This window comes from Pseudoduganella sp. R-34, from assembly GCF_049904655.1.
GTDB lineage: Bacteria > Pseudomonadota > Gammaproteobacteria > Burkholderiales > Burkholderiaceae_D > Rugamonas.
In genome coordinates, this window is the sequence record NZ_CP184572.1 from 3,709,013 (window position 1) to 3,724,892 (window position 15,880).

Annotated in this window: 13 protein-coding genes; 9 read left to right on the top strand and 4 right to left on the bottom strand. The window is 56.1% G+C overall.

Annotated elements, in window-relative coordinates; all coding sequences use genetic code 11:
* Nucleotides 1-20 precede the first annotated feature (20 nt).
* Nucleotides 21-1,328: a hypothetical protein gene (locus tag ACN9MW_RS16960; protein WP_426161611.1), complete on the top strand. Its 1,308-nt coding sequence runs from the start codon at nt 21-23 to the stop codon at nt 1,326-1,328.
* A gap of 490 nt (nt 1,329-1,818) precedes the next feature.
* Here the strand turns inward: ACN9MW_RS16960 and ACN9MW_RS16965 are convergent, their stop codons facing one another.
* From ACN9MW_RS16965 to ACN9MW_RS16975, 3 genes are all read right to left on the bottom strand, one after another.
* Entirely contained in the window at nt 1,819-2,397 is a 579-nt protein-coding gene (locus ACN9MW_RS16965; RefSeq protein ID WP_426161612.1) for a helix-turn-helix domain-containing protein, read from the bottom strand.
* A gap of 246 nt (nt 2,398-2,643) precedes the next feature.
* On the bottom strand, nt 2,644-3,630 hold the full coding sequence (locus tag ACN9MW_RS16970) for a site-specific integrase (RefSeq protein ID WP_426161613.1): 987 nt from the start codon (nt 3,628-3,630) through the stop codon (nt 2,644-2,646).
* Nucleotides 3,627-4,940, bottom strand: coding sequence for a hypothetical protein (locus tag ACN9MW_RS16975; RefSeq protein ID WP_426161614.1), 1,314 nt, complete (start codon nt 4,938-4,940; stop codon nt 3,627-3,629). The genes ACN9MW_RS16970 and ACN9MW_RS16975 overlap by 4 nt, the downstream gene beginning before the upstream one ends.
* 211 nt (nt 4,941-5,151) lie before the next feature.
* Here ACN9MW_RS16975 and ACN9MW_RS16980 point away from each other — a divergent pair, with 211 nt between their 5' ends.
* The 4 genes from ACN9MW_RS16980 to ACN9MW_RS16995 all read left to right on the top strand — a co-directional run bounded on the left by ACN9MW_RS16980 (nt 5,152) and on the right by ACN9MW_RS16995 (nt 9,064).
* Nucleotides 5,152-6,156, top strand: a complete 1,005-nt coding sequence (locus tag ACN9MW_RS16980) for a DNA-binding protein (protein WP_426161615.1) — start codon at nt 5,152-5,154, stop codon at nt 6,154-6,156.
* A 395-nt stretch (nt 6,157-6,551) separates the two neighbouring features.
* Nucleotides 6,552-7,046, top strand: a complete 495-nt coding sequence (locus ACN9MW_RS16985; RefSeq protein ID WP_426161616.1) for a hypothetical protein — start codon at nt 6,552-6,554, stop codon at nt 7,044-7,046.
* A gap of 389 nt (nt 7,047-7,435) precedes the next feature.
* Complete coding sequence (locus ACN9MW_RS16990) at nt 7,436-8,347, top strand: TIR domain-containing protein (RefSeq protein WP_426161617.1); 912 nt, start codon at nt 7,436-7,438, stop codon at nt 8,345-8,347.
* Nucleotides 8,348-8,365: 18 nt separating this feature from the next.
* On the top strand, nt 8,366-9,064 hold the full coding sequence (locus ACN9MW_RS16995; protein WP_426161618.1) for an adenylate/guanylate cyclase domain-containing protein: 699 nt from the start codon (nt 8,366-8,368) through the stop codon (nt 9,062-9,064).
* Between the two features lie 79 nt (nt 9,065-9,143).
* Here ACN9MW_RS16995 and ACN9MW_RS17000 read toward each other — a convergent pair whose 3' ends face one another.
* The gene (locus ACN9MW_RS17000; protein WP_426161619.1) at nt 9,144-9,701 is read right to left on the bottom strand and encodes a Pycsar system effector family protein; all 558 of its coding nucleotides are present in this window, start codon (nt 9,699-9,701) and stop codon (nt 9,144-9,146) included.
* Nucleotides 9,702-9,985: 284 nt separating this feature from the next.
* Here ACN9MW_RS17000 and ACN9MW_RS17005 point away from each other — a divergent pair, with 284 nt between their 5' ends.
* The 4 genes from ACN9MW_RS17005 to ACN9MW_RS17020 all read left to right on the top strand — a co-directional run bounded on the left by ACN9MW_RS17005 (nt 9,986) and on the right by ACN9MW_RS17020 (nt 15,880).
* On the top strand, nt 9,986-11,542 hold the full coding sequence (locus ACN9MW_RS17005; RefSeq protein ID WP_426161620.1) for an adenylate/guanylate cyclase domain-containing protein: 1,557 nt from the start codon (nt 9,986-9,988) through the stop codon (nt 11,540-11,542).
* A complete protein-coding gene (locus ACN9MW_RS17010; protein WP_426161621.1) occupies nt 11,542-13,176 on the top strand; it encodes a ThiF family adenylyltransferase in 1,635 nt (544 codons plus the stop codon). The genes ACN9MW_RS17005 and ACN9MW_RS17010 overlap by 1 nt, the downstream gene beginning before the upstream one ends.
* The gene (locus tag ACN9MW_RS17015; RefSeq protein WP_426161622.1) at nt 13,169-13,705 is read left to right on the top strand and encodes a Mov34/MPN/PAD-1 family protein; all 537 of its coding nucleotides are present in this window, start codon (nt 13,169-13,171) and stop codon (nt 13,703-13,705) included. The genes ACN9MW_RS17010 and ACN9MW_RS17015 overlap by 8 nt, the downstream gene beginning before the upstream one ends.
* Nucleotides 13,706-14,089: 384 nt before the next feature.
* Nucleotides 14,090-15,880 (top strand): ATP-dependent nuclease, encoded by a 1,791-nt coding sequence (locus tag ACN9MW_RS17020; RefSeq protein ID WP_426161623.1) that lies wholly within the window; start codon nt 14,090-14,092, stop codon nt 15,878-15,880.

A 15,880-nucleotide genomic window follows, 5' to 3' on the forward strand; every position in this document is an offset into this window, starting at 1 on the left:
TCGAATCCATGCGGTCAGCCATGACAAGGTTTGGCTGGCGACATGGGTTTAATCCCATCAAACTGGTGAACTTGTGCATCACGCATGAGAACGATCCCAAAGAGCGTCTTCCCCCGAATGTCCCTTTGGGCTACGTCGCGCATTACAGCTTGCTGCGCGAATGGCTGAAGAAATTGTCAGCGGAACGGGTGTTCATGAAAATGAACACCGGTGAATCCGGTACCTTCCGTTGGATCGAGACCGAGTTCCGCTTTTGCCCATGTTGCCTGGAAGCTTGCTACCACAGCTTCCTCTTCCAGTGGCGTAGGCTGGACATTTGCCCAATCCATGGTTGTCCGCTGACGAAAGCATGCATGCATTGTGGCCGCGCGGTCAACGATGCGCATGCGCGCGCAAGCATTGGCCTGACAGGCTACCGCTGCCTTCACTGCAAGGAACCGATTGCAGGGGGATCGCCGAGCCTTAGCCTACACCAGCAACTTCAGTCAGATGCTGACCACCTGGCTGCAGTGTTCGCGGAGCCGGCGCGACACTGCGCTGCCCTGTTTGATCGCCTAACGTTTCTTTGTTCACCTGCTGAAGTGTTCACCGACCAAGCGCAAGGGTCACTTCGGCAATGGAAACCCATTGAGCATATCCTGCACGCTGCGGAGCAAGCGGTCAGTGAGGAGCCCCTCGCGAAGGGCGTAACGCAGGCGTTGGGGATGACATTTGTCCTTTGGTGGGTGAACGATAACGAACGCCGTTCTCAGGAGTATGAAAGACCACTTTGGGAGGCCAGCAGAAAGCGACGCGCAGTCAAATTGTCGCTGGCCTACGCTGCTACGCGCAGGCGGTTGGCACGCTGGATCTTTGCGGGTAAATCAGCAGAAGCTGAGGACCGGCGCCTGTGCGCACTCCTGGACACGGCGGCAGACAACACAATCGTTGGCGATTGGAACCTGTTGGAGTTGACCTATTTGATTTTCAGAATTTCAAGCGAGCAAGGCGACTTGAGACCTGTCTCGACCGGCGCTCCGCCGATATTACGTACCACGCCTCGTGCACTGGAACTATGGGGACAATATGGACATATTTCGCTGATCGCTTACCGTGCATGGTTACTAGCGGCCTTTGCAATCATCCATTCTTATCTGAATATGCGCAGGCATATGACAATTGGCGAGGCTCTGATGGTGCCGGGTTTCCCAGAGACGCTCGTGCCAGTGTTTTCTAACTGGAGAACGCTGTCGCGCCACGTCGAAGGTGGAGTCTATTTCCCCACGATCGATGGCATGCCCTTGTACCCGTTCAGGCCATCTGCACGAGCGCGCGACATGATTCCTTAGGCACTGATCGCCGCTCTCGAATGCTTGGCGTCGTCGATTGGGAGTACGGCTCCCGGCGCGGCATCGGGACAAGCGTTTATTCGCCAGACCTGGCGCAGCGTCCCAAGTGCCTGACCGACCTCTGGTCAGATCAATACGCCGCGCAGCAATTTGTGAAGGTTCACTACCGCCGCTTGCGTTCGACGCGATCAGTGGTAGCGCCGGCGCCGCCTGATCTTGCTGTAAAGTCCAGTGATATCGTGGAATTGTGGCCTGCCGATTGCGCTGCTTGTGTCATGTTACGCATCACGCCCATTCTAAGCACCGGTGCAAGCCATGAACCGCGCCAGCCTTCTTCACAAAAGTAGGGCACTTGGCGTTGCCCAGCGGTATCTTACAGCGCCATTCGCCCCGCCTTTGGCGTCGCGAACTCGTCGGGCTCCTGACCAAGCGGGAAGCCTACTACATACAGAACATCCACTGGTAGCGGGCGGCTGTCTGCGTCCGTCCCTCATTTGACCTGCAATCTTCGTTCGGCATAGCGTAGGGAGACGCCGAGTGACTGTAATTCGTCGATGAGCGCTTGCATCTCGTCGTACACGTCGAACTTCTGTGTTTCCGAGTAAAGATCGGAGCAATCGCGGTATTCTCGAAAATAATCCACCAACCTGGCGAAGGTCTCGTCCGCGTCACGGGTCAATTCGAAAGCCGGTTCGGTCAGATCCATCGCGCAGGCTTGCGCGAGCTTGGCCAACTGCTTGCCCGATGTCAGCGGAATTGCCGTCAGTGTTACGTGCTCGCGGTCGAACTTCTCTTTTGCATCCTTGAGTTCGGCATCGGACGGGATCGTGAAGGGTTTATTGAGCGCATCAATGTTCTCGAATTCGAAAGCGGAGGCGAGGGCACGGCGCGTGTCGAGGCTAGCCGACAAGCCTTGCTCGACACGTTGGACCGTCCGAACATTCAGGCCCGCAATTTCAGCCAATTGTTCTTGTGACCACTGTCGCGTATCGCGGAACAGCTTGATGCACGTGGCCAGTTCAGCAGCTGTCAGTGGCCGGGTCTGTTGGATGTTGTTCGTAGTGCTCATTGAATCACTCCAAGGTTGTTTTCATCGGTAGCACCAAGTATGGGACGTGAGGCACAAAGGCGACATGACAGGAACCCGACAACGGAGCGACAGGCTTTGGCGCTTCATCAAAGCCCGCGTCCGCCCGATATTGTGCGCCAGCCTGATTGGACCGGTAATGGGACGCGCAACCCACCGGCGACCAAATGTCTGCAATTGCATGCTCATTTCGCCAATTGATCCAGCACGCCCTCTATCTCTCGCAGGTCAGCGTTGCGCCGGTGGGCCAGTTGAAGGGCCTGCGTGTTCCGCCGGAGATTCTGGTTGCGAAGCCGATTTGCGTAGGTCGCGGAAGGCGTCCGATGCGTCAAGGTAGCGCATCGCTGAGTGTACGTCCCGCCACCCCACGTACTGCATGAGCGTTTTGAGATCCCAGCCGTTGGAAGTTGCCCAGTTGGCGAAACCCCGCCGCAACGAGTGTCCGCTGAACTGGCGAGGCGAACTAACACCGGCGGCGGTGAAAAGGTTGCGCAAAAGAGGTACCAAGCTATTGATATGGAGGCCTTGTTCGCCAAGGTGTCCCCAGCGGTCGACCGCACGGAAAACCGCGCCTTCGGACAGCCCGGCCAGCTCAATCCATGCCATGTAGGCATCCACAGGGCAAAGAGCCTTGAGCGCGGGTGTGTGAAATGTGCTGCCCAACATGGCTCGATCGCCTTTCGTCTGCGGCAAATAGCAGGTCATTCCTTCACCAGGCGCCACACTAACGAATTGCACCTGCAAACGCGTTAGTTCGTCGCCCCTGAACCCGCGCCAGAATCCCAGCAAAAGTAACGCTTTATTCCGCGTATGGCGCTTCACGATGGTAATCTCGCCGTTGCGAGCTGCAGCCTCAATTGCCGCATCGAGCCACGTCACCACCTGCTGCACCTGTTGGATCTGCATCGGCCGCGCCTGCTTTTCATGTGCGGGGTGTAACGTTCTGATTCCCTTAAGTACTTTCCTTACGGTAGGTGCTTTGGTGGGGTCCGGAAACCCATGCTCGACGTGCCAGTTCGCCAAGGCGGCCAACCGCTGCAATAGGGTATTGATCGCGAGCGAACCGGCATATTTCACCAGATAGCCACATATTGCATCTGACGATGCTGGCAGAAAGCCCCCGTGCTCGACTTCGAAATGAAGTACCGCGCTGCGATAGCTACGACGCGTATTCTCCCGTTCACCGGCACTAATATAGCGTTCGACGTCTGTCATGGCTCATGACCGAGTTGGCCGGAATCATAGAAGTCGCGAACCGCTTTCCAGTCTTCCGGTACAGTTGTCCACACTGTGTTCAATGGCTGCGCCTCGAATTCCTCTTTGGTCATTGATGTCACCGGCTCCGACAGATCGATCGCATTTTCCTTTGCGAACCATTCCAGCGACTGGAATTCCAAACCTACGCGGGCAAAATGAAGCTCGCTCACGCGGAAAACGCCTTCCAGTAGATTGTCAGGGTTGACGCACAACTGAATGGCCCAAGTCCCATCCATCATCATGGTCGCGTGGGATCCATACTTACGGAAGAGCCCCTTAAGATGCGGCATATCGATCACAACAAGAACCGTCACCGCCCCTGTGAGAAATGCCATCAGGTTCTCTGGTTTCAGGGTCAACGTAAAAGGAAGGCACGGCAACCAATTGGGAGTCGGCGTTAGTAGCCGGTAGACCTTCATTGGGCTCACGAGCTGGCTCATGAACCGATCTAAGCCATCTTCGGTAGCCCCAACCAAGTAATGGAGCCCTGGTTCGGGATTCGCCATGGCGCTGCCATTTTGCAGCGCTTGCGCGATACATTGGTTCATTAAGTCGGCGTAAGAGGGCCCCGACGCGATGGCTTGGCGTGTGACGTTCGGTATCCCGCGAAATTCCTTGGCGCCATCGTTCTCATAAAAAGACATCAATTCATCGAGCAGTTGTGCCTGTCGCACCACGCGTGAGCCCGAGTTCGCGCTGCTCTTGACCTCGATTGGCACAGGGTCCGCAGCTGCGAGTGCGCAGACATCTCCATACCGGATCATATTGGTCAGGTCGGACAGCACCACTGGTACACCCGCCTGAATACCGTGCTCAAGAATCGCCCACTCGCGCAACAATCCCTCTTTGCCAGTTATGAAGCCAGCCTCCTGCTTGACTTGGTAGTTCTGGTCGTAGAGCAGGTGCTTCAAGTTATAAGGGCTCTGGTAGACGCACGCGGCGCCGTCGCCAAAGCACTTCCACAGGAAAATCGAGTACCGGGCCTGCTCAAGGTTCGACTCACATGCACTTTGGCGCAACCGAAGGTCGTTGGCGACATCTTTCGACGGTCGATCATTGCGGAGCTTCTTTTGCAGTGCGCGACTCAACATCCGCGCCCGCAGGGCAAACCGCTCGCGCGAACGGATGCGCCGCAACAGTAGGCGTTGGAGCTCCAGCAGGACGAGCAATTGATCAGGATCGGCAGCAAGCCGTGCGAGGAGTGCAGCCGCCTGCGGCATCGTGCGTGCATCGGACTTAAAGAGGGGAGCGGGCAGGCGTTCTTTCATGGGGATCGCAGTTCGGATGTGGAGACTGCCGTCGCAGCATGGGACGCAATTCGCCGCCTTTGCGCGACCTGATGGTCATTTTACCCCGCTCACATGGGATAAGCTTACATTATCACGACTCTATTTCGTATGTATTCTCGATTGAGGAAAGGCCAAAAATAATACATACTACGACAGTATGTAACGTAGTACGTAATTTAGGAGAGGCGTTATGGCCAGAGCAGGAGTGTATCTTTCAGACGTTCGCGGAGCACGTGACACTTTGCGTGCCCAAGGAAGACATCCTTCAATCGATGCGGTACGTATCGAATTGGGCAATACAGGCTCCAAGAGCACCATCCACAAAATGTTGCGGCAATTGGAGGAGGAAGAGGCCGAAAGTGAGCCACTAAACGTCAGTCATGCCCTGCACACTTACATCGAACAGCTTTCTAGCCAGTTGCAGCGGGAAACAGGCGACGTCCTCGAGCGTGAACGCGCATGCTTAGCCGAAGCGGCAGCCGAGCAAGCCAAGATGGTGGCTTCGGCCACTGCACGCGCGACGGCGGCCGAAGCTCAGGTGCAGCAGTTGCAGGCGGAACTTGAACGCGAACGCTCGGCCCATCGCTTGACGGTGCAGGCACTACAAGAAGAGCGGATCGCCCGGCACACGTCGGAGCAAAAGGCAACGGATTTGCAGATTCGCCTGGAAGAGAATGAGGCTCATCGCCTCTCGCTTGAAGAGAAGCACCGCCATGCCCGAGAATCACTGGAACACTTCAGGCAAGCGGCCCATGATCAACGATTACTCGAGACGCACCGCCATGAGTCGGAAATTCAGCAGTTGCGCGCCGACCTTCGTACCACGCAGCACATCGCAAGCGGCAAGCAGGAAGAGGTCAGTCGCCTCAACCTGGAGGCGGCCAATCTCGTCGCGGAACTCTCCGCTTCTCAGCGCGCCCATTACGCGGAACAGCAAATCGTGCGCTCGCTGGAGATCAGGCTTGACAAAATGCGCGGCCTCGAGAGCCAATGTGTCGCACTCACTGCGCAGTTGGAAGAACGTAAGGAGTGGCAGGTGCTGTTCGAAACCCGATTCGATCAGATGCAAGAAGAATGCGACGCAGTGCGCCGAACGTTGATCACTACACAGTTGGAATTCGAGCGGGCGAATGCAGAACTGATGAAGTTCCAGTCCGCACCGGACGGCGGCAAAGCTGAGCCACAATCGCAATGAGCATTACCAGCACCTGAGCGAGGCCATGCCTGAGCGGCGAGCACAACACTGCGGGTTCGCCAGACGAAGGTGCCATCGGCTTATCCACTGACGCGCCTACATGACCAAGCGGCCCGCCAGCCTTTTGGTGCCGGCCAGCTTGGCGAGCATCACGGCTTCGTCCATAAGAATAGGGCGTTCAATCGACGTGCTAATATTGCTCCGATGCTAAATTCGGGGGTGATGTGTTTCCAAGATTCAAGATTTCGTTGGAGGCTCTTTTCGGTGTCACGAGCGTCGTTATAGTAAGCCTTGCTTGCTATTTGAATTGGCCGGACAAGGAGTCCAGTCTCCCTGGATGGTTTCAAGCCTGGGGGGCAATCGGGGCAATATTCGCCGCTTGGCTCGGCATTCACTTGCAGTTGCGTCAAGTAGCGGAGAAGGTGGCGCGCGACGAAATTGAGGGGCAGCGGCAAGCCATGGTCGCGTTGCTCGCCGAGTTGGAGGTGTATTCGACGGCGCTCGCCGATATTGATAGAAAAATGTCGAATGATCTTGGGGTGCTGTTGAGCGGGATGTTGCAGATGATCTTCCCCAGTGCCAGCTTTCGATTCGCCGTCTACCGGGCCAACGCCGACAAAGTGTGGGCAATTCCTGACGACCGGATTAGGCGAACCGTGATAGCCATTTACGCCGAGCTCGACCTCTTTTTTTCTCTTCTTGATCGCAATAGCGCGATCGCAGAGGGAATTCGCGATGACTCCATGCCGAGCAGCCAAATATCGGAGAAACTTCTCGGCTTGTACCCTGTGATTCGGCAACAGCTCGATAAACTGCTTCCGCAAGTGAAGAAACTGCGAGAAGATCTCGCAGCGCAAGTGATCGTGGTAGCCGCTTCACTCAACAAGTAATGCTCCGATATTGAGTCTATTCATGTCGGGCGCTTCCCTGTTTATGCGACATGCAGTCGAAGATTTGCAGGGCGGCTTTTTCTTCGGCTTTCGCATGTGCCTTGGCACGCAACCCACAGGCTCTCCTGCGCCCTTGCCATTCTTCCATTCGATCCATGCTGGCTACAATCCACAGGATTCTGGACGACCTTGAAGCAGTCATCGGTCTAGTGCTCCAACGCGGTAAGCAGGTGTCATAACTCGAACCTCGTTCATGATCGGCGCCACGTGCTCGGCGTGCACAGGTTGTGCGAGCAGACCGATATCGAGACAAACACCAACCAATGCCCTTGATATTTTATTTCTAGCAAGTACTATTGGGTTTCCGTAAAAACTTGCTAGAAATACGTATGTTAAATCGATTTCAAGGGGATGAAGGCCGACGCCTGCGCGTCGAAGCGCTAGTCACACAAAAGATGGTCGGGGGCAATCGCCAGTTGGCGGAAGAGCTCGCCGAAGAGATCGAACTTCGTGCGGTGGAGCCGGGTGAAGTTTTGCTGAAGCAGGGCGACACCGATAACGACGTCTACATGATCCTCGCCGGCCGTGTGGACGTCCTGGTCAATGGACGCATCGTCAGCAGGCGCCAGGCGAACGATCACGTAGGTGAGATGGCTGCGATTGAGCCCCTGCAAAAGCGCGCCGCCACGGTGTTGGTCACCGAAGCTGGTGTGATAGCAAAGATCCCGGAACCGATCATGGCAAAATATGCCGCGCGCTACCCAGAGATCTACCGCTGCCTTGCTCGGGAACTGGCCCGCAGGCTCGAGCAGCGCAATGCAATGGTCACCGCCGCCAGAGAGAAAATCAGGGTGTTCATCATTTCGTCCGCCGAGTCCATGGCAGTAGCACGGGCAGTGCAAAACGCGTTCGCGCACGACCCTTTCACCACGATTGTCTGGACGGACGGCGTCTTCAAGGTGTCCAACTACACCTTGCAGAGCCTCGAAGACGAAGTAGACAAGTCAGACTTCGCCATCGCCATTGCCCATGCAGACGACTTGACCGAGAGCCGGGGAAAAGAGTGGCCCGCACCGCGTGACAACGTCATTTTCGAGTTGGGTCTGTTCATGGGGCGCCTGGGCAAGGCGCGTGCGATTCTCATGGAGCCGCGCGATGCCGGAGTAAAGTTGCCGAGCGACTTAGCTGGCATTACGACGGTTCCGTACCGATACGTCAAAGGCGAAGATGCGGCGGCGCTGATTGCGCCGGCCTGCAACCTCCTGCGCGATCACATCAACCGCCTTGGTCCCAACAATTAAAAGGCGCCCGGATCCACCATGAGCCTGAAAAATAGACTGGACGAAGACGTCCGAAAAACGTTCCGTGAACGGTGGGAAGTCCAGAGTACATCATCTGTTCCCGCCGCTGAAGATTTGCGCCTGAACTCGAACCACGCTAAAGATTTCGAGCAGGCAACCGTGTTGTACGCGGACTTGAACGGCTCCACGAAGATGGTTAATCAGCATGACTGGACCTTCAGCGCTGAAGTCTATAAGACGTTTTTGCGCTGCGCAGCCGATATTATCCGTGATGAAGGCGGGACCATCACGGCGTACGATGGCGACCGGGTCATGGGCATCTTTACCGGCTCGGCCAAAAACACGTCGGCAGTTCGGTGCGCCTTGAAGATTAACTTCGCAGTACTCCAGATAATCCAGCCCGCGTTGAACAATCAGTATTCCGGACAGAATTTTAAGGTGGGACACATCGCGGGCATCGACACCAGCCGGCTGCGATCGGCGCGCACCGGCGTGCGGGGAGATAACGACCTGGTGTGGATTGGTAGGGCGGCAAATTACGCCGCGAAACTGACCGGCGTTGCAGGGAGAAAAACGTGGATAACAGAAGATGTCTACGACGCCATGCACGACTCGGTCAAATACGTCAGCGGTGAAGCCATGTGGACTAAGTACACCTGGAGCGAAATGGCAACGATGACCATCTATGGCTCAGATTACTATTGGCGGTTTGAATAAACCTCATATTCGATCGTCAACTCAAATCAGCTATGGGTATGCCGCATCGATATTAACTTGGATGAAATCGCGTGCCGCGTTACGGCCATCTCCAAGCCAACAGGGCAGCAACGACAAGTGATAAAGACATAAAGGTTAAGGCGGCCGACCGAAAGACCCAATTGGACTTTCTTTGAACAACCTGGGATAAGGAATGATGCTGTTCTAGAGCCTCGTATGCAAATGCTTCCGTTTCAAGTTCCCTAAAGTCTTTGATCATGTTTATTAGGCCGCCTTTCCCGTACTTCTTGGCGATGTACCCATAAAAGCTTAATGGCTTATATTTAGCGGTCCAAGGGCTTCGCCTCCCGACCAGAATAGAAAGACTTTCCCTGGGAGTGATGACAAGAATCGCCGCAATGAGCGCAAGCAGTGAGCAGGCGGTGGCAGCGGCACCGAAAGCGAATGCCGCCCCGTCCCAGTCCTTGATTTTTACACTGCCCCATAAGAACGCAAGAATACCCGCATTCATCGCGGAAAAAAACGTCCCTTTCGAATCCATTACCGAGGTCCATTTTCGATCTATTTCGGCGTAGCTCGAATAAAGTTTTAGACGGTCGTCATCGTCCATCGGCTTGACCTGCGCATTGTCGCCCATCGATTACCCCACGAGTTCTTGCATCTGTGCATCATACACGGCGTACGACCAATGCTGTTTCGAAGGTAAAAATTATCGCCTTAAAAGTCTTCTACGAGGATTTCGGTTTTACTCTTATTCGCCCATCCGCTTAAGTTTCCGAATGGAAATTTCAACCCTTAATTCTCGGTAAAAATAATTTCCTGCTATCCTTGAACCTGAAGTTTTCGACCCAAGCTAGCCTAAATGTTGCAAGGGTGGAATCCAAATGTTTCCAAAGAAGAATTCTGAAGCTAGGGGGAAGTATGGCAAAGCGGACCTGGGAAGAGGGGCGTGCGAAAAAGCGGATCACGACGCGCATCGATGAAGTGAAAACGGTCACGATCAAAGAGTACGTGCGTACCACAGACCTCACTGGGTTGGCCAATGGGCTGGCGTACCGCGTGGACGGGGTGCATCTGTACATCGACATTTTGAACATCGACGAGATGCTCAATGTCACCACCGTGGAGGGCGAGCGGTCCCATCAACGCACTCTCAGATTCCTGAACCTGCACTACCGGGCCGTGCGGAGCATTCTGCTCGAGGTAGATGCCATCGAGGTCGACTTCCATAACCAGCGCCTGCACGCCGTCTTCGCCAAGCCTTACGACGATGAAAAGGCGCGCGTGATGAAAGCCGTCGCCACCGCGCAGTTGATTCGGGAAGTCCTTGCCAAGACTGGTGAGAACGGCGACGATCCGCTTCCTGCGGCAAAAACGCGCGTGGGTATCGACTCCGGTAAGGCGCTTGCGGTCAATAACGGTCGGCGCTCCAGCCGTGAGCCGCTGTTCTTGGGCAACCCGGCAAACCAGGCGGCCAAGCGTGCCGGAGGAAGCGGGGAAGGCATCTACATGACCAATAATGCCCGGGTGGCTGCAGGCTGGGACAAGGTGCTCGATGTGGACGCCACCGCCGTAACGATGAAACAAGTCACCGAAGCGCAGGGCGATGCCGCGCTCACAGTGAACGTCGATCAAGTGGTCAAAAAGTGGGAGGAAGAACTGGAGAGCAGCCCCATCGGCAGTTTCGTGTTTTCCCGCCATACGCCGCCGTATCAGACCCTTGCAATCGAAGACCTGACGCCTGGAAATTCGCGTCGGCAAGAGAGTGTGTCCTTGTATGCCGACATCGATAACTTTACGCGCTATGTGGCCGATCGCATTGATGATGATGAGAAGGCAAAGAGCGTCGTCAAGGCTTTGCACGTGCTGCGGGGTGAGCTAGACAGCGTCCTGCATGAAGACTTTGCAGGCAAAAAGATTCGCTTTATCGGCGACTGCGTGCATGGGATTCTGGTGGAAGGGACAGCCCCGACGACGGACGATGCAGAGACCGCCCAAAACGCTATTCTCTGTGCGGCCGCGATGCGTAGCAGCTTTAATCTTGCGCTCAAGGAGCTGAAGACCGGTGGCATTGATGCTGACGAACTGGGACTGCAGATCGGACTGGAGCATGGCGTCACCTCCGTCACCAGACTGGGCATTAAGGGCGAGCGCGTGCGGTGCTGCATCAGCCGCTCGGTATTGCAATCAGAGTCGGAGCAACGACGTTGCGCGGGCCGCCAGACCGCGATCGGCCCTACACTGCACGAAAATGCGCCAGGAGCTTTTCAAACCCTCTTCGGGTCAACACGGCGCCGCGCCGACTTTGACTACGCTGTGGCGATGGAAGCCCTGGAGCCCAAGGAGGACTCAAAGAAAAACTCCGCTTCTATTGGGTCTAGTCTCGCCAAAGCTGCGCTGCCCACTGCTGCCAGTGCGGGGTTCACCTTTAATGCTACCGCAGCCCAACCTTCGCGCAGCCAGCGAGGCTTTTCCTGATGTGGTTTCAGCGGCCGGACGATCGCCTGGCGCTGGAGCAGCAGGTTATTGCTGCTCTGGTTTCCGAGGGCTGGGTAAAAAATGTCGCCTGGCATATTGACGAAGTGCAGGGAACTGCGCGCGTCGACATCGACTTACTAGCCGGCGAAAAATGGTGGGAGGCTAAGGTCGTTTATCCTTTCATTTACCCCTATGCACCACCCCAGGTGATCCCAAGAGAGGATGCAAAATGGTCCTCCCACCAATGGGGGCGCGGGGAGCTTTGCCTGGAAATACGAACGGATAACTGGCACCCCAGCTTAACTGGCGGCGACATGATCCACAGCGCACGCAAGCTGCTCGAGACCGAATCGACGTTGGACGAAACAGGTGCGCCTCTTGAAGTGGCTTGTGACCATCGTTTCACGGAAGGGCAGTACTTATCGTGGGAACTGATTCGGCTGGTGCTGACCGACGAGCTCATTGCCGAAATTAATCGGCGCGATAACGTCGTCAGTCTACTTGAGCTCGCGCGCGTGGAGTACGACCTGTCTTGGGTATTTACGGGTATCGCTCTCATTGGCGACACCAATTTCGATGCGTGGACCGATCATGGCGTTCCAAAGCAATTTAGCACCTACGGTGTCAGCATTGGCCGCATCGCCAAGCTGGAGGAGGGAGACCAGCGGCATCAGGCGCTGACCAACGCCGACTGCGCGCCAGCAGACGTCTGGCAGCATTTTTCGGACATTCCTTTTGACAGCCCCAAAGTGGTGGTCGGCATTTTGAACAGCAAGGTCTTGGCGAAGTTCCTTGGCAAAGAGAAGGTTTTTGAGGTTGCGAACGTCCCTATGGATAACCAACAACGTACACCGGTTCGTAATGACGCGGTGATTGGTAAGCGCGTCGCTATCGTCGGCTGCGGCTCCATGGGCAGCAAGGTTGCGGCCAGTCTGGTCCGGTGCGGCGTATCGAATTTCCTTTTAATCGACGGCGATGTCTTAAAACCCGGGAACCTGGTGCGTAACGAGCTGGACTGGTTTGCCGTTGGCGCACATAAAGTTGATGGCGTGGTCAATCGCCTACGGGCAATTAGCCCCAAAGTCGACGTCGAGACCTGGAAAGGGCGCCTAGACGGACATACCTCGACGGCGAGGATACTGACGGCCTTGGAGAAGCTCGGGCAATGTGACTTAATTGTGGAAACATCGGGAAGCGGCCAAGGCTTTAGCGTCGCTGCCGCGGTTGCAACGCAAGAGAAGATTCCGATGGTCTGGGGCCGCGTATTTGGTGGCGGCTACGGCGGCTATATCGTTCGATCCAGGCCAGGCATTGAATATCCAGCGCTCGACGTACGGCATCAGCTTTATGTCGCAATGACCGATCCTGAACTGCCAAAGCCGCCGGACGACAGCGACATCGACTACGGCAGCGAACACGATGAACAGGCGATGATTGCCGATGATGCCGATGTTTCGGTCATTTCCGCGCACCTTTCCCGCATGTCTCTCGATTCGCTTCGCCCATCAGACCTATCTGATTACCCTGAGTCCGCCTACCTGATCGGTTTGCGCGAAGAATGGATATTTGAAGCTCCGTTCGAGACTCGGGCAGTGACACTACCTCGCATTGCGCAAGAGAGCACCAATGATTGAAGTGATCTTGAGTGCGAAGTGCGTGAGGAAATTGAAGAAAGAGCTACGCGCCGCCGGTCGCAACGAAATTGGGGGCGTACTGGCCGCCGAGCAGACTGGTGACGGGAAGTTTTTGGTGAAGGCTCTGTCCGTTCAGCGAGATGGTACGCCGACATTGTTTGTACGCGATCCCGCGCAGCACCGCAAGTTCATGCGCCGCTTCCATCTGCTGACGGGGAACCAACCCCAGCGATTCAACTATCTGGGAGAGTGGCACTCGCACCCCAGTTTCCTGGCGCTACCGAGCGCGCCCGACCTACGCGAGATGTACGCCGAAATAGCTGACCCAGAACAAACCGCGTCGTTCTTGGTGCTAATGATCGTCAAGTTAGGCAAAGATGCAGGACTCATTGGCTCGGCTCACGCTTTCCGGCGAGACCACCGGGGTATCCGAGTTTCGTTAAACGCCGAACCGGGAACCACTGTACAGGAAGAAGTTTCCATCCTTGCACCAGGACCAGTGCGAGCGCTGCGCAGGTTCACTGCTTGACTGAATGGTCAATCCGGGTTCAATTGCAGGAACGATAGCCACTAGTAGTTCGCGGCTACACGGGACATAGGGGCGGGCACAAAATTATGTAAAATTCGAGAACAACTTTCTGCAAACCAACGTCCCGGCCGGAACGCGCGCGCCAGTTTGCCGAGCCCCATGCCGTGCATCTCGTCCGGAAGCCCGAAACCAATCCGCTGGGCGTGATTATTCGTGAGATTTTCCTGCGTTTGGTCAATCATAATAGTCGGTAGGAAAGTTCATCGGACAGGCGAGCATTGTCCGGCACGGCCAGTCCTGATGCTGACGCTGGGATTGCCGCCGGTGCAGGTAAGGGGCCATGGATTTCACTAATGTCAAGGAGACGCCGTGCAGGTTGTACGATTGAACATCGAGAATTTCCGCGGCATCCGATCAGCTGATTTCTTGTTCGACGGGCACACCCTGCTGGTGGCCAAGAGCAATGCCGGCAAGAGCACGATATGTGAAGCCCTAGAGTTGGTCCTTGGACCGGACCGCCTGAATCGGACGCCAGCGATTGACGAATTTGACTTCTATAACGCCCAATATCTCACACCGGCCGAAGTGGAAGGTGCGCCACCGGTCTTAACGCAGCTGCGCGTGGAAGTGGTCCTGATCGAGCCAGGTGACGAAGTGCTGCTGAAATGTGGCGGGCATATCGAATATTGGCATACCGTCGAAAAGCGCCTGTTGGGGCAAGGCGAAGCGGCGATCAACCATGCGCCGCATGCCGTACCTTGCCTGCGCATGGAAACCCGGGGCATGTACGATATCGAGGAAGACGAATTCGTCGCACGGACCTACTTTTCACACAGCCCGGACGAAGAGGAGGGGGAATTGAAGGCCGTGCCGCGCCCAATCAAGCGGCTGTTCGGCTTCCTGTACCTGCGTGCAATGCGCACCGGAAGCAGGGCATTAAGTTTGGAGCGTGGCAGTCTGCTAGACGTCATTTTGCGGGCGAAGGGGATCAGGACCTCGTTGTGGGAAAAGTCGATCCAGCGTTTGCGCGCGCTGGATCTCGAAGAGGATGCGGCAGAGATCACGCCAGTACTGCGAGACATCGAAGAGCGCCTGTCGCGCTATATCCCCATGGGTGCCACCGGACATGCCACGAAGTTGCACGTTTCCGAATTGACACGCGATCACTTGCGCAAGACCATGGCATTTTTCCTGGCCCTGACGCCGGACCAGGATCACGTGCCGTTCGCCCATGCGGGAACGGGCACTCTGAATACTTTGGTGCTGGCCTTACTCACCGTCATTGCAGAGATGAGGCCGGAGTCAGTGATCTTCGCGATGGAGGAGCCAGAAATCGCGGTACCGCCGCACACCCAGCGCCGTATTACGCATTACCTGCTGGAGAAGACATCGCAGGCCTTCGTGACCTCGCATTCGCCGTTTGTCATCGAACGCTTCGAGCCCAGCAACACACTGATTCTCAGCCGCGATAACGGCGTCGTCACCGCCCGTAAAGTATCGGAGGCAAGCGGCCTTACCGATAAGGAATTCAAGCAGTACGCCCGGTGGGGCTTGTGCGAGTGCATGCTGGGCAAAGCCGCCATCGTGCTGGAGGGGCTGACAGAATTCCATGCCTTGCCGGTCGCCGCGCGGCGCATAGAGGAAGCGGGTCTCGGCTTTATGCCACTGGACATTTCCGGCGCAACCTTCTTTTACGCCTACGGCGAATCGAACGTTCCGAAGTTCGGTAAGTTTTACAAGTCGCTGGGATTGAAGACCTTCGCCTTTTACGATCTAGTAGTGAAGCGGCCGCAGGCGCAGAAGGAAGCGCTGGCGACGCACTATGACATCAACAGCGAGCATGCGCACCTTGGCTTTGAAGACCTGATCGCACATGAAATGCCGGCCGAACGTCTGTGGATATTTCTGACTGCGTTGCGCGACGGTGAAGGGGCGCATATCGGCATCCCATTCGAACGCCCGGAGGAGGGCGCGGTTCGAACGTTGGCACGCAACGCGCTGAAAAGTAGCAAAGGCGCGGGGTGGGCCGCCCGTCTGTTTGAGGAGTGCGAGTTCAACGAATTACCCGCTTCCGTCATGGACTTCTTGTACCAGGTGTTTTGGGCGATGATCGAGAAGGCCCCAGGGGGCAACCGCGGCCAACAGCCTACTGGTGGTGCTGGCGAGGGGCGGTAG

What these genes read in the sequence shown, in the direction of transcription:
- ACN9MW_RS16960 (WP_426161611.1), top strand. Translation starts at nt 21, where the DNA reads ATGACAAGGTTTGGCTGGCGACATGGGTTTAATCCCATCAAACTGGTG.
- ACN9MW_RS16965 (WP_426161612.1), bottom strand. Translation starts at nt 2,397, where the DNA reads ATGAGCACTACGAACAACATCCAACAGACCCGGCCACTGACAGCTGCT.
- ACN9MW_RS16970 (WP_426161613.1), bottom strand. Translation starts at nt 3,630, where the DNA reads ATGACAGACGTCGAACGCTATATTAGTGCCGGTGAACGGGAGAATACG.
- ACN9MW_RS16975 (WP_426161614.1), bottom strand. Translation starts at nt 4,940, where the DNA reads ATGAAAGAACGCCTGCCCGCTCCCCTCTTTAAGTCCGATGCACGCACG.
- ACN9MW_RS16980 (WP_426161615.1), top strand. Translation starts at nt 5,152, where the DNA reads ATGGCCAGAGCAGGAGTGTATCTTTCAGACGTTCGCGGAGCACGTGAC.
- ACN9MW_RS16990 (WP_426161617.1), top strand. Translation starts at nt 7,436, where the DNA reads ATGTTAAATCGATTTCAAGGGGATGAAGGCCGACGCCTGCGCGTCGAA.
- ACN9MW_RS16995 (WP_426161618.1), top strand. Translation starts at nt 8,366, where the DNA reads ATGAGCCTGAAAAATAGACTGGACGAAGACGTCCGAAAAACGTTCCGT.
- ACN9MW_RS17000 (WP_426161619.1), bottom strand. Translation starts at nt 9,701, where the DNA reads ATGGGCGACAATGCGCAGGTCAAGCCGATGGACGATGACGACCGTCTA.
- ACN9MW_RS17005 (WP_426161620.1), top strand. Translation starts at nt 9,986, where the DNA reads ATGGCAAAGCGGACCTGGGAAGAGGGGCGTGCGAAAAAGCGGATCACG.
- ACN9MW_RS17010 (WP_426161621.1), top strand. Translation starts at nt 11,542, where the DNA reads ATGTGGTTTCAGCGGCCGGACGATCGCCTGGCGCTGGAGCAGCAGGTT.
- ACN9MW_RS17015 (WP_426161622.1), top strand. Translation starts at nt 13,169, where the DNA reads ATGATTGAAGTGATCTTGAGTGCGAAGTGCGTGAGGAAATTGAAGAAA.